This is a genomic window from Methylovorus menthalis (assembly GCF_020523625.1).
GTDB lineage: Bacteria > Pseudomonadota > Gammaproteobacteria > Burkholderiales > Methylophilaceae > Methylovorus > Methylovorus menthalis.
In genome coordinates this window covers 357389-371142 of record NZ_JAJAQH010000001.1, presented here as the reverse complement: position 1 = coordinate 371142, position 13754 = coordinate 357389, and the positions used below count along the sequence as shown (strand labels likewise).

Below are 13754 nucleotides of genomic sequence, written 5' to 3'. Positions count from 1 at the left end.
CAGCGAGCCCACATAGTTATCCACAGAAAATGTGGATGTGGGCGGGCGATTTATGAACTGCAAGAGAGCATGGAGCAGCCTGCTTTCTGCCGCGCCCAATCCGGCCGTAATGCATAAAGAGGCGCATGTTGCGGAAGGTCATCGTAAGGCTGCCGCATGGCGCTGAACAATTGCTGCAGAATAGTGGTGTCGCCCTCGGTGGCCTGGTCTATGGCCTGCTGCGCCAGATAATTACGCAGCACAAAGCGTGGGTTCACCTTGTGCATGGCGGTCCGTCGCGCCGTCTGCGGCAGGTTGTCGTGCTTGAGCCGCTCGCCATAGCGTTGCAGCCAGGAGTACAGGGGCAGGTGGAAATCCTGCCACAACTCCTCGCGATAAAACGCTGCGCGTAGCGCTTCTGCATTGGGGGATTGCATATCCATGTCGCCCAGCAGACGAAAGAACATGGTCATGTCGACTTCCGCCCGTGTCATCAATTCAAAAATCTCGCTCATCAAGGCGGCATCGTCATCCTGCCAGTCGCTCAGCCCGAATTTGGCGGCCAGACCCTGACTCCAGGCCTGACCATAGGTGCTGTCAAATATGCCCAGGCTTTCGACAAGCGGCGCAGGCTCGGGCAACAAAAGCGCCAGCGCTTCTGCCAGCCGTTCCAGGTTCCAGCGCGCGATATCAGGTTGGCGGCCAAAGCAGTAGCGGCGGCCGGAGGCGTCGGTGGTATTGGGAGTCCAGCCGGGATCAAAATTGTCTATCCAGCCATAGGGGCCGTAATCAATGGTGAGCCCGAGGATGGACATGTTGTCCGTATTCATGACGCCATGTACAAACCCCACGCGCATCCACTCCGCCATCAACAGGGCCGTGCGGCGACAGATCTCGCCAAACCAGATGGGCACGCGCTCGTGCAGGGGCATGTCGCCGGGGAACGCCATGTCGGCAAAGTCGCGTTGCATGGTGAATTCCGTGAGGCGTCGCAGCAGATCAATATCGCCGCGCGAAGCGGGCAGCTCAAAATGCCCAAACCGGATGAACGATGGCGCAACGCGGCAGACGATGGCACCTGGCTCGCGCTCCGGGTGGCCATCGTAAAACATGTCGCGAATCACGGTATCGCCTGTCGTCACCAGGCTCAGTGCCCGTGTGGTGGGGATGCCTAGATGAAACATGGCTTCACTGCATAAAAATTCGCGTAATGACGAGCGCAACACTGCCCGGCCATCTGCGCGACGGGAATATGGCGTGGCGCCTGCTCCCTTGAGTTGCAGCTCCCAGCGTTCGCCAGCCGCGCTCACGGTCTCCCCCAGAAAAATGGCGCGCCCATCGCCCAGCTGGCCGGCCCAGTTGCCGAACTGATGGCCGCCATAACAGGTGGCGTAATGCTGCATGCCGGGCAACAGGCCATTGCCAGACAGCGCTTGCAGCATGGCGTCCGATTGCATATCAGCCGCTGTAAGCCCAAGTGTGGCGGCCATTTCAGGTGACCATGCCACCAGGCGCGGAGCGCTGACGGGCGTTGCAGCCACCCGCGACCAGAGTGCACCCTGGACCTGGCGCAGCTGGGCACCCTGTATCGGGTCACCGGGGAGTTCGTTTAGCAGGCGATTATCGAAAGACAGCATCATGACCTTGCGTGTAAATGGAGAGTTGGCCCCGATGACGGGGAATGCCGCGTGGGCTGGACCTGCGACTTTGCTGAGTCTAGCAGAATCGCGCATTCAATCAGAACAGACCGCCATGGGATACACAAGTTTTGCCGGGCTTGAGCAAGTTTTTTTGTGAAGGCCCTAAAGTAATTCTAAAGTCTGCCGATACAGTGGTGTAGATGAGGAGAATTGTATGGATTCTGTGACCAGTGCCACCGTAGCCGCCAGCATGGCAGAGACCAAAGCCGGGCAAGCCGTTAGCATGGAAGTGCTGAAAAAGGCGCTGGACGCGCAGGCGACAGCCGCTGCGGGCATGATAGAAGCCCTGCCTAAAATACAAAACTTGCCAGATCATCTCGGCCAGAATATCAATACCACCGCCTGACCCTGCCCCCGCGTTTCGCTTGCCCGTCTTGTAGGATGGCACGGATAAGCTTATAGGCGAAATGCCGATGCCTGCTAAGTAAGTACTAACGTATCATGGGGTATCCCTACCTCAAGATACCATCATGATCAAAATGCAATTGGCCATCAGCCTCAAGTATGAAGTGCTGGATCCTCGCGCCGACTTCATCCTCAATTTGCATGCGGCTCAGACGGCTAACCAGTCCGTCATTAACGAACGTCTGCAGTTCAGCCAGCCCCTTCAATATGAAATATATGAAGACACCTTCTATGGCACGCGCTATGTGCGTTGTCAGGCTGAGGCCGGTCCGCTGGAAGTGCATTACTCGGCGACAGTAGAGGTTGATCATCAGCTGGAGACGCCCGACACGCTGGAAGAAGTGGCGATCACCGATATCCCCATCAAATACCTGCGCTATCTTTACCCCAGCCGCTATTGCCAGTCTGATCTGCTGCAAGCATTTGCCAACCAGCAGTTTGGTCATCTGCCCCGCGGTTATGCGCGCGTGAAGGCGGTGTGCGACTGGGTGCATGGCAACCTCGCCTATTTGCCGGGGAGCACCAACAGCATGAGTGCGGCGACCGACGTCATCGAGCAGAAAGCCGGTGTATGCCGTGACTTTTCGCATGCGATGATTGCCTTGTGCCGCGCCCTGAATATGCCGGCTCGCTTTGTGACTGGCGTGGACTACGGCTCGGACCCGGCCAGTGGTCCGCATGACTTTCATGCATACGTTGAAGTGTATCTGGGCGATCGCTGGTATGTGTTTGAGCCCACCGGCATCTCGCCGCGCCTCGGATTAATACGGCTGGGCACGGGCCGCGATGCCGCCGATGTATCCTTTGCCACGGTGTTCGGCGCGATTAATTCCTGGGCGCCGCTGATCGAGATTGAGGCATTGCAGGACGTGGCGTCCGGCATCGTGCTGCCTCAACACAGCGATCAGGCGGTTTCTACAGACGCTTGATCGCTCAGGCAGCAGTAGCCTGAGGTTTGGGTGTTGTGTCGACTTCACTGCCCAGGGCTGACAATAACTCGGGCAATAGCTGACTCAGCTCACCGCTCATCATGACAAAGTCGCTGTCGAACATTTCTTCGGCAGCGACATCGGCCGCCGCCTCTTTCAGTACATCCAATACTTCCAGCCGTTTGATCTGCAGCACATCATTCAACACAAAGGCGATGCGGTCACGCCAGGTCATGGCCAGGCGAGTCACCTGCTTGCCACCCTGGATGTGCTTGCGGATTTCCTCGGCCTCGAGGTCATGCCGCACATAACGCACAGTGGCCTTGTCATCGCCCAGCGCGCGCAATTCACAATCCCGATCCACGCTGAAACCATGCGGCGCTTCACGACCCGCCAGCCAGCCTGTCATGGCGCTGGTGGGGGAAAGGTTGGTCTTGATCAAGCGTAATGAAAAGCCATCGACAGACTTGTGCAATTGCTCCAACAAGGTATCGGCCAGGGCGGCGCTGGCGGCATCCACCACAAACCAGCCATTGGCAAGGTCCAGCCACGCATAAATGGTGCGGCGCAATGAAAACGCCCGTGGCCGCAGCTCATCGGCAATCGCTTCCTTCAGCTCTTTCATCTGTTTGCGCCCGGGTTTATAGCCCTGCTGTTCTTCCAGCTCCAGCGCGCGTGCCTTGGCATATTGATTGATGACGCTGGTTGGCAGGATCTTCTTTTCCACACACAGCGCAATCAGCACTTGCTGAGCTTGCACATGCACAAATGGCTTGCCGGGACCGGCTGGTGCAATCCAGCCAGCTTGCTGCATTTCAGATGTCGGAGTGTCTGGCAGGGCGTGGCGTGCCAGTTGGTCTTCCAGCGCTTCGACTGGGGTATTCCATTGGGAGATGCGATAAATCTGCAGGTTTTTGAACCACATGGTGCGTACTCAAAAACAAGGCATTTTACCTCAGTCGCCTATTCATCCCGTGGCTTCATGGGCATCCACCTTAAAAATTGATTGCTTGCCAGCGTGGCCGAATGGCGCTATGGATATTCTCGTTCAGGCAACCTCAGGCAAGGTCAGGTGATGGGGTAAGCCAGCGTTGGGGGCATGACAAATGGTAGAATCCTGCTCTTTTGTCAGATGGGGCCGCGCATGCATTGCGGGATCGATTACGGGACGTCCAACTCTTCGGTGGGGGTGGCGCAGAATGGCGTGGTGACCTTGTTGCCGCTGGAAGGCGAGAGTGTTTATCTGCCATCGGCGGTCTATCGCCAGCGCCCGGATCATCTGGATGAAGAAGACGATGCGCGCATGACGCTGCGTCAGCAGCTGGGCGATGCCCGGGATTTGCTGTTTGGCCGTGCCGCCATTCAAGCGCATACCGAAGGCCCCACCGATGGTCTGTATGTGAAGTCCCCCAAGGTGTTTCTGGGCAGCGACCTCAGCCGCGACCAGCTGGAATTTTTCACCGTGATCATCAGCCGCATGCTGGAGCGGCTGATGCAACAGGCGCGGGCGGCGAGTGGCATGTCCTTGCACCAGGCGGTGATAGGCCGCCCCATTCGGTACCATGGGGTATACGGCGAACGCGGCGATGAGCAGGCACTCACTATTATGCGCGAAGCCGCGCTGGCAGCGGGTTTGCAGGATGTGATCTTCATGTATGAACCACTGGCCGCGGCGCTGGATTACGAAAACGGGCTGGTCAATGATGAGGTCTTGCTGGTGGTGGATGTGGGCGGTGGCACGACGGATTGCTCCGTGGTGCGCGTCGGGCCGCATGCCCGGGCGAGCGCGGACCGTAGTGCTGACCTGTTGTCGTATGCCGGTACCCGCATCGGCGGCACCGATCTTGATATTCACATCGGCTGGCACCAGATCATGCCGCACTTCGGCAAAGATGGAGAACTGCATCACAAGGCGTTTGATGCCATTTCCGTCAACAGCATTCCCAGCCAGCATGCCTTTTACAACCGGTTTGAAATGCCGGTACATGGCGAGCCGGATGAAGCGCGCCGCCGCTTGTACAAGGTCTGGCGCGAGCGTCTGACCCACAGTCTGGTGCGTAGCGCCGAGCAGGCCAAGATTCGCCTGACAGATGCAGCTGAGACCGATATCAATGTGGATTTTGTGGCGCCTGAGTTGCAGCTCGGCATGAACCGTGACCAGATGCAACAGGCGATTACCCAGGCCACCGAAAAAATCCGCAAGGTGATCGAAGAAGCGCGTGCCGGGGCTGGCGTGCGCATTGATAAAACCTACCTGACCGGCGGCTCGGCTGTATCACCCGTGATACAGCAGGCGATACGCAATGTGATGGGCGATAACATGCCGCTAGTGACGGGCAATATGCATGGCGGGGTTGCCAGCGGTCTGGCGCTCTATGCCAGTCGCTGGTTTTCCCGCTAGCGGGCACTCCTTAATCTGTGGTGCTGGGGCTCCAGAAGGCCTGCCCCACATGCGGGCTCTGCTTGAGTTGATCGATCACCTGATCCAGCACCAGGCCATCGACCGAGGTGGCTGCCAGCGTCGCTTCGATCTCGATTTCATTTTCGCCAAAGGCATGCATGACCAGGGCTTGCAGCGGATAGCCGGTTTGCTCCAGTGCCTGCTCCAGCAGATACATGGCTTCTTTCTGATGCGTGCGCGCTGCAATCACATAGACTGTATTGGTTAGCTCCACTGCCGGGGTGTCCATGGGCTGGCGGTTGATACGATTGACCACGGGCCGCAAAAGGGTGTTGGCGGCCAGTACAAACAGCGCACCCAGCAGGGATTCCAGCAGAAGATCGGCGCCAGCGCAGGCACCCACCGCTGCGGAGCCCCACAAGGTTGCCGCTGTATTCAGGCCACGCACATTGCCCTGTTCACGCATGATGACGCCTGCCCCGAGAAAGCCTATCCCCGACACAACATACGCCACGACATGCACCGATCCTTCATGCCCGGTTAATCGGTTGGCCATATCGACAAAGATGGCGGCGCCGACTGCCACCAGCACATTGGTGCGCAGCCCCGCTGTGCGCTGCCGATACTGACGCTCAAAGCCAATCAGGCTGCCTAGTACAAACGCCGTGCTGAGACTGATCAGGGTATCGAGTAAAGAGAGGAGGTTGATGTTTTGCCAGGCTTCCACTGCGGGCTCCTTTTTGGAGAGTGTTATCTTGCGACCGCTAGCATTATCCTGATTTCCTGGCTGTTTGTATTCATGATCAGCGCCATCGGGAATAGAGGTGGCGCCTCCAGCATGGCATGTGCGGTCGCGCTGGCATGGCCTCATCTATACGTTCTTCTCTGGTTGGAAGGTCCGTAATCCGGCAGACGCTGTTAATATAGTGGGCGTTAACATTTCATATAGGTCGCTGACATGCGTTTACTGATTGCCCTTATTCTGCCCTGGCTGACATTTTTCACGATTGGCCGTCCCATCGCAGGCATTGTCTGTCTGATTCTGCAAGTCACGCTTATCGGTTGGCTACCCGCGACCATCTGGGCGGTATATGCACTGAGCCAGTACAAGACCGATCAGAAAATCGCCGACGCCTTGAAGTCGAGATAATCCATGCAGCATTTGCTTGATCTGCTCCAGCAATACGGCTTGCTGATCGTGTTTGCCAATGTGTTTCTTGAGCAGATCGGGCTGCCTATTCCCGCTTACCCTACCTTGCTGGTGACGGGCGCCCTGCTCACTCAGGGCCAATATAGTCCGGCGCAACTGCTGTTGACCGCCGTGATCGCTTCACTGCTGGCAGATCTGGCCTGGTATTTTGCCGGACGCCGATTCGGCCGGCGGGTCATGAGCAAGCTATGCCGCATTTCGCTGTCGCCTGATTCCTGTGTGCGGCAAACTGAATCGGTGTATCTGCGCATAGGGCCACCTGCCCTGCTGTTTTGCAAGTTCATTCCCGGCTTTGCCTCGGTATCCAGCGCGCTGGCGGGCACCGTGGGCACGCGGGTGACGACCTTTATCATTTTTGACAGCCTGGGCGCTGCCATCTGGGCAGGCTCCGCCATTGTGCTTGGCACGCTGTTCAGCAGCGCCATTGATGAGTTGCTGGATATTCTGAGCGAGATGGGAAAGTGGGGTGCCCTGTTGCTGGGTATCGCCCTGGTGGCCTTCATCCTAAACAAATGGTGGGAGCGTCACCGCTTTATCAAATCGCTGCGCATGGCGCGCATTTCGGTGGACGAACTGGATACCATGCTCAAAAGCGGCTCGCGCCCGGTGATCGTGGATGCCCGGCCTGCACATCTGCAAGGCGATGGTCGTATTCCCGGTGCGCTCAGCATGACGGAGGACACCATTGATACCGTGTTTATTGATACCGATATCGATACGGATATCGTGCTGTATTGTTCATGCCCCAATGATGTGACCGCGGCCAAAATGGCCAAGCTGCTTATCAAGCGGGGATATCACAAGGTGCGGCCACTCAAGGGCGGCATCGATGCCTGGGTCGATGCCGGCTTCAAGATAGAGCCTTGAGCAAGACTCAGGGCGAGTTACACAAACATCCCGCCTGAGACTTCAATACGCTGGGCATTCACCCAGCGATTATCGTCCGACAGCAACGATGCCACCATGGGGCCGATATCGTCGGGCAAGCCCACGCGTCCCAAGGCGGTCTGGCTGGCCACGAATTTATTCACCTCGGCATTATCACGCACCGTGCCACCACCAAAGTCGGTTTCAATGGCACCAGGGGCCACGACATTCACGGCAATGCCGCGTGGCCCCAGCTCTTTTGCCAGATAGCGCGTCAACACTTCCACAGCCCCCTTCATGGCGGCGTAGGCCGAATAGCCGGGTAAGGAGAATCGCGTCAGTCCGCTGGAGATGTTGATGATGCGACCATGGTCGGCAATCAGGCCAAGTAACTGCTGCGTCAGGAAAAACACGCCTTTGAAGTGGATATTCACCAGCTGGTCAAACTCGGCTTCGGACGTCTGGGCAAACGGGGTATGTATGCCGGTGCCTGCATTGTTGACGAGAAAATCAAACTGATCCCGCTGCCAGTGCGCTTGCAATACAGCCTTCACCTCTTCCACGAAAGCAGGAAACGAAGCGCTATCGCCTACATCCAGCTTAAGTGCGACGGCTTTCTGGCCCAGAGATTCGATCTCGCGGACCACGGCCTCTGCTTCTGCGCGCTGACTATGATAAGTGATGATGACATCCTGCCCCTTGGCCGCCAGGCTCAGCGCCATGCTTTTGCCCAGCCCGCGACTACTTCCCGTCACAATTGCAATCTTGCTTGTCATGCTGGTTCTCCTCTTAAAAAATTCACAATGAATGCTTGCTGGAAAACAGTCTATTACCAGTCTAGGAGCGAATAAACTGGGCGCAAGTAGTTATACTGTTCAAAATAACAGATCAATTGAGCGCTTATGGATAAACTGGATGCCATGCAGGTATTTGTACGGGTCGCTGAACTGGCAAGTTTTACCCAGGCGGCGGATAGCCTGGGACTGCCAAAAGGCAGTATTTCAAATGCAGTGAGCCAGCTGGAAGCTCGGCTAGGTGCGAGGCTTTTACACAGAACCACACGTAAAGTGCAACTCACGCAGGATGGTCAGCGGTTTTATGAGCGCTGCAAGGATTTGCTGGCAGAGGTGGACGAGGTGGAAAGCCTGTTTCAGCAAACAGAAACCCTGCTACGCGGCCGCTTGCGGGTTGATATGCCCTTGAACATGGCCCACAACCTGGTGATTCCCCAGCTGCCAGAATTCATGCAGCGACATCCGGGCATTGAAATCGAACTCAGCAGCACAGACAGGCGGGTTGACCCGATCAGTGAAGGTTTTGATTGTGTCGTGCGGGTGGGGATATTGACGGAGTCTGGGCTGGTGGCAAGGCCTCTGGGATCACTTGAGATGGTGAACTGCGTCAGCCCGGCCTATATCCAGCAATATGGGATGCCGACGACTCTGGAGGATCTTGCGGAGCATTACATGGTGCACTACGTTTCGGTGCTGGGGGCCAAGCCTTCCGGCTTTGAATACATGGAGGCGGGAGTGAGCCGACATCGCCCGGTCCCTGCGCGCGTCACGGTCAATAATTCCAGCGCCTACAGCATGGCTTGTCTGGCTGGGCTCGGCATTATCCAGGTGCCTGTGGTGGCCGTGCGGCCTTACCTGCAACGGGGTGAGCTGGTGGAGGTGCTCGCGGATTTCAAGGCGGAGCCGATGCCGGTGTCCCTGCTGTATCCGCACCGACGTCATCTGTCGCGGCGTTTATTGGCATTCATGGAATGGCTGACGCAAAAAGTGCATGCCTACATGGCAGCGTAAGCTTGTGTGCTTACCTCGCAAAACATATGCCTCAATCAGCCTTGTGGCGACTGCCCATGGCGCCGCCGCCAGGCGTCTACAATCATGGAATAAATCCACAAAACGGCCTTGAAGGTGTTGGCGATCGGTATCAGGCTCCAGAACATATTGCCCAATATCTGGCGGCATAGCATGTTCTTGAAACAGCTGGTTTTGTAGATGGTGGACAGCGAGCATATGCCGAGCGAGATAAAGTAAAACATCAAAAACTTGTAGGGCATGTTGTCTCCCTTCTCTTGTTGTCGTTTTTTCAGGCAGGCTGCCGATGTGCAGTGTATGCCTGTTAGGCACGATCAGGCGATGGATCGTTCCAGCAGTTGCATGAATTCCTCCCTCGGCACCGGTTTTGAGAACAGATAACCCTGAGCATAATCACACCCGATCTGGGCCAGGAGGTCACGCTGTGCAGTAGTTTCCACGCCCTCGGCTATCACGCGTAAATCCAGCTTGTGTGCCATGGTGACGATCGCCTCGCACAGAGCCAGGTCTTCGCCTTCTCCCGACAGATTGCGCACGAAGGACTGGTCTATCTTGAGGTAATCAATATCAAACTTTTTGAGATAGGACAGCGATGAATAGCCCGTGCCGAAATCATCAATGGCAACCTGCATGCCTGCATCGCGGAAATGCAGCAGTTTGTCCGAGATGCCGCTGTCGGCATTGAGCAGCAGGCCCTCGGTGATCTCCACCACGATATTGTGCCCGCTCAAGCCCAGTCCGCTCAGGTATTCCATCCAGTCCTGGTGGGCCTGTGTGCGGTCACGGAACTGCACCGGGGATTTATTCACGCTCACCTGGAAATCGTCACCCACGATCGGGATGCATTGCTTGACCAGCTGCGCCGACTGCTGGAATACCCAGTCACCTATCTCGTGTATCAGGCCGGTTTCTTCAGCCAGAGGAATGAATTCGGCGGGGCTGACAAAGCCTAGTTCCGGATGTTGCCAGCGTATCAGCGCTTCAGCTTTGTGTATGCGCTGACTGGCCATATCCACAATCGGCTGGAAATAGACCATGAACTGGTTCAGGCCAAGCGCATTGCGCAGATCACGCATCATGCGCATGCGGGTCTGCGCCATGGCTTGCATCATGGGCGTGAAAAAGCTGAAGCGGTTGCGGCCATTCTTTTTCGCTTCATACATGGCCTGATCGGCATTTTTCAGCAACTCGGCGCTGGTGGTCGCATCTTCGGGGAAGACGGTAATACCAATGCTGGCTGAGATGTAGACAATTTCACCTTCGAGGTCGTATGGCGCAGCGAGCGCATCCAGCACACGCTGCGCGATCAGCGTCATGACGCTGGGGTCAGGCAGGTTGGCAATGATCACGGTAAATTCATCGCCGCCCAGTCGCCCGACGGTATCGGTTTCTTTCAGATGGCGCTGAATGCGGTGTGATGCTTCGATCAGCAGGTAATCGCCGTGGCTGTGGCCCAGGGTGTCGTTCACTTCCTTGAAGCGGTCAAGATCAATGAACAGCAACGCAAACTGGCTATGGTCATGCTGCGACTTCTTGATCTCCTGTTGCAGGCGGTCGCTGAACAGGCGACGGTTGGGCAGTTGCGTCAACAAGTCATAGTTGGCCTGGCTCCAGATCAGGGCATCGGCGCGTTTTTTCTCGGTGATATCGGAGAATAGCGCCACCCGGCGGAACAGCTTGCCGTCCTCGCCATAAATATTGTTGATGGCCAGCCATTCGGCATATTCTTCTCCACTCTTGCGGCGGTTCCATATTTCGCCGCGCCACTCCCCTGCCGTTTCCAGCGTATTCCAGAGCTCCTGGTAAAACTCCTTGCCCTGCCGTCCGGAGCTCAGGATTTTCGGGTTCTTGCCAACGACTTCCTCAAGTGAGTATCCCGTCATCTCGCTAAAGGCCGGATTAATGGTGATGATGTTGTTATCGGCATCGGTCACCAGCATGGCTTCGCTGCTGTGCTCGAATACCGTATGCGCCAGGCGTAATTCCTCTTCGGCCTGCTTGCGGGCGGAGGTGTTTTCGGAGGCGATGATGATGCCCTGTATGGTCTGATGGTCATCCAGCCATGGCGTGATCATCCAGCGTGTCCACAGATGCTGGCCATCTGACCGTATCCACAAGTCTTCTTCCTCTTCCAGCTGCTCGCCTGCCAGCGCGCGTTGATGCGCCACGCGCCATTTCTGCGGGAGGTCGGGGTGTGCTTCATAGTGATTCAAGCCGAGCAGGTTGCCGTGCTGGCGGCCAAATTCCTGTTGCCATAGATTGCTGCAGGCCAGATAACGCATGTCGCGATCAAACATGGCCACACAGATCGGCGCCTGCTGGATAAAGGTTTTTTGTTGCTCCACCGCCTGTTTGAGTGCGGTTTCCGCATGCTTGAGCTTGGTGATTTCAAGCCGCGTGCCGCTCATGGTCAGCGCTTCACCCTGGGGTGACCGATGGGTGACGCGTCCGCGGTCTGCCACCCATATCCAGTGCCCGTTTTTATGGCGACGACGTGACTCGCTGGCAAAGTATTCCGTACTGCCATTAAGGTGTGCCTCAACTGCCTGCATCACTTGCTCAAGATCGTCTGGGTGGCAGAGCGCGCGGCAACTGTCGGCGGTACAAGGCTCCAGCTCTTCTGGTGTGTAGCCCAGCATGGCGGCCCAGCGCGGATTGACGATGCAGTCACCGCTGCGGATATCCCACTCCCAGGTACCCGCTGCCGTGCCATCAATAATCTGCTGCAATCGCTGGCGCTGGCTGGCGAGCTCGGCGGTTTTGGTTTGAACGCTTCGCCTTAACAGAAAAATCCACAGAAAGACTACCGCGGCGACCAGCGCCAGCAGGCCCAGGCCTGGCGCAATGTAACGACTATATGGCAGCAGTATCGGCGATTGGCCCACCCATTTCTGGAACATCTCGATCTTGTCTTCACGCGGAATCCGCGCCATGCCTTCTTCAACCAGTCGCAGTGTCTCTGTTGCCCCTTTTTTCACTGCGTAATGAAACTGACCCTGGTAAAGCTGGAAAGCCTTGCGATATTGGTGAGTGGTATCCAGTTTGTAGAGGTAATAATTTGCCGGGTATTCATCCATGCAAAACAGCATTACCTGCTCATCCAGCGCACCCTGAATCAGCGAGGTGTAATCAGGGTAGAGCTTGAAATTCGTTACCGAGTCCGCACGTAGCCGCTCAATACAGGCATCACCTGCCTGGGCACCAATCAAAAAGCCGCGCAGATCATGTGTTGAGGCAATGCCCGGAATGCTGGCGTGGCTATAAATGGCGACCGGGAGATTGGCATAAGGCGATGAGAAGTCATAGGTCGCATCGCGATCGGGCGTGCGGAACATCATGTCGATGACATCCGCTTCTCCGTTGAGCAGGGCATGCTGGGCCTGATCCCAATGCGTGGCGGTCAGCTCGACCTTGATGCCGGTTTCCTGCTCCCAGCGTTTCCACAGATCCATCTGGTAACCTTCCAGATGGCCGCTGGCATCGCGAAACAGATATGGGGGGTAATTGTCGTCGGTAATGACGCGCAGCACCTGGGGGCCAGCATGAGCAGTGAGTGCATGCAGGCCAGCCAATGCAAGCATCAGCCACAGGGCAAGCGGATGAAAAACCCATCTGATGTGGGGCCACAAGAAGGCTGTCACCACACGGCGAATGACACCGGTAGCGAAACCTGAGCAACGGATGTTAAGAGCGACGCGCAATGTAGTTGTGCCAATATTCAAGAGAGATGGGGCGGCGCAAAGCCAGCCTGAACTGAGCAAACCCCATGCCCTGCTTTATTATTTTCAGGCCCTTCGGGTGCGTGAGCTGCAAGCCTAAACAACTTGCCGGGGATGTGCAATAGTCCTTGATCACCATCTGCAGGTGTAAAATGCAGCAGCCCTTTTCACCTGCCCATCATGCCGCCTTTGACCCCCACCAGCCACTATCTTGCTGCTTATCCTGCCAGCCTTGTCACACAGGCGCTGGACATTATTCGCCAGGGAAAACTCGCGGAGATTTTTATGGCGAAATATCCAGAGCCGCATGCCATCCGCACCGATAAAGGGCTTTACGATTTTGTGATGAGGATAAAAGAGGAGTACCTGCGTAATAGCGGCCAGCTCAGCCGGGTGGCATACGACAGCAAGCTGCACATCGTGCGGCATGCACTGGGGACACATACGGCTATTTCACGGGTGCAGGGTGGCAAGCTCAAGGCCAAGCGCGAACTACATGTGTCGGGGCTGTTTCGCAGCATGCCGGAGGCATTCTTGCGCATGATCGTGGTGCATGAGTTGGCACATTTCAAGGAGCGCGACCACGACAAGGCGTTTTACCAGTTGTGCTGCTACATGGAGCCGCAATACCACCAGCTGGAGTTCGATTTGCGGGTGTACCTGACCTATCTGGATGCAGGCGGCGAGCCGCTATGGGAGCCCAGAGCGGCGCTTTGTTGAC

Annotated in this window: 13 protein-coding genes; 7 read left to right on the top strand and 6 right to left on the bottom strand. The window is 56.6% G+C overall.

The annotated features are described in order from the left end of the window. Positions 1-50: 50 nt before the first annotated feature. Positions 51-1616 carry a protein adenylyltransferase SelO gene (locus LG204_RS01680; RefSeq protein WP_407664157.1) on the bottom strand — a complete coding sequence of 522 codons (1566 nt, stop codon included), beginning with the start codon at positions 1614-1616 and terminating at the stop codon, positions 51-53. Between the two features lie 217 nt (positions 1617-1833). Here LG204_RS01680 and LG204_RS01675 point away from each other — a divergent pair, with 217 nt between their 5' ends. Beyond that, the gene (locus tag LG204_RS01675; RefSeq protein ID WP_013443443.1) at positions 1834-2025 is read left to right on the top strand and encodes a YjfB family protein; all 192 of its coding nucleotides are present in this window, start codon (positions 1834-1836) and stop codon (positions 2023-2025) included. Between the two features lie 124 nt (positions 2026-2149). After that, complete coding sequence (locus LG204_RS01670) at positions 2150-3013, top strand: transglutaminase-like domain-containing protein (RefSeq protein ID WP_230335655.1); 864 nt, start codon at positions 2150-2152, stop codon at positions 3011-3013. A gap of 4 nt (positions 3014-3017) precedes the next feature. Here the strand turns inward: LG204_RS01670 and LG204_RS01665 are convergent, their stop codons facing one another. Further along, complete coding sequence (locus tag LG204_RS01665) at positions 3018-3938, bottom strand: recombination-associated protein RdgC (protein WP_230335654.1); 921 nt, start codon at positions 3936-3938, stop codon at positions 3018-3020. 219 nt (positions 3939-4157) lie between these two features. Between LG204_RS01665 and yegD the strand changes: the two genes are divergently transcribed. Further along, positions 4158-5414 carry a molecular chaperone gene (gene yegD, locus LG204_RS01660; RefSeq protein ID WP_230335653.1) on the top strand — a complete coding sequence of 419 codons (1257 nt, stop codon included), beginning with the start codon at positions 4158-4160 and terminating at the stop codon, positions 5412-5414. Positions 5415-5424: 10 nt separating this feature from the next. Here the strand turns inward: yegD and LG204_RS01655 are convergent, their stop codons facing one another. Then, the gene (locus LG204_RS01655) at positions 5425-6141 is read right to left on the bottom strand and encodes an MgtC/SapB family protein (protein WP_230335652.1); all 717 of its coding nucleotides are present in this window, start codon (positions 6139-6141) and stop codon (positions 5425-5427) included. Positions 6142-6372: 231 nt separating this feature from the next. On the opposite strand from LG204_RS01655, the gene LG204_RS01650 reads away from it, so the two are divergent. Together LG204_RS01650 and LG204_RS01645 are read left to right on the top strand one after the other, a co-directional pair. Then, on the top strand, positions 6373-6564 hold the full coding sequence (locus tag LG204_RS01650) for a YqaE/Pmp3 family membrane protein (RefSeq protein ID WP_015831183.1): 192 nt from the start codon (positions 6373-6375) through the stop codon (positions 6562-6564). Positions 6565-6567: 3 nt separating this feature from the next. Continuing rightward, positions 6568-7491, top strand: coding sequence for a DedA family protein/thiosulfate sulfurtransferase GlpE (locus LG204_RS01645; protein WP_230335651.1), 924 nt, complete (start codon positions 6568-6570; stop codon positions 7489-7491). Between the two features lie 17 nt (positions 7492-7508). On the opposite strand, the gene LG204_RS01640 is transcribed toward LG204_RS01645, so the two are convergent. Further along, positions 7509-8267 carry an SDR family NAD(P)-dependent oxidoreductase gene (locus LG204_RS01640; protein WP_230335650.1) on the bottom strand — a complete coding sequence of 253 codons (759 nt, stop codon included), beginning with the start codon at positions 8265-8267 and terminating at the stop codon, positions 7509-7511. 126 nt (positions 8268-8393) lie between these two features. Here LG204_RS01640 and LG204_RS01635 point away from each other — a divergent pair, with 126 nt between their 5' ends. Next, a complete protein-coding gene (locus LG204_RS01635) occupies positions 8394-9296 on the top strand; it encodes a LysR family transcriptional regulator (protein WP_230335649.1) in 903 nt (300 codons plus the stop codon). Positions 9297-9331: 35 nt separating this feature from the next. Here the strand turns inward: LG204_RS01635 and LG204_RS01630 are convergent, their stop codons facing one another. After that, entirely contained in the window at positions 9332-9556 is a 225-nt protein-coding gene (locus LG204_RS01630; RefSeq protein ID WP_230335648.1) for a hypothetical protein, read from the bottom strand. 72 nt (positions 9557-9628) lie between these two features. After that, positions 9629-12895, bottom strand: coding sequence for an EAL domain-containing protein (locus LG204_RS01625; protein WP_230335647.1), 3267 nt, complete (start codon positions 12893-12895; stop codon positions 9629-9631). A gap of 318 nt (positions 12896-13213) precedes the next feature. Between LG204_RS01625 and LG204_RS01620 the strand changes: the two genes are divergently transcribed. Then, on the top strand, positions 13214-13753 hold the full coding sequence (locus LG204_RS01620) for a YgjP-like metallopeptidase domain-containing protein (protein WP_230335646.1): 540 nt from the start codon (positions 13214-13216) through the stop codon (positions 13751-13753). The last annotated feature ends 1 nt before the right edge of the window (position 13754 follow it).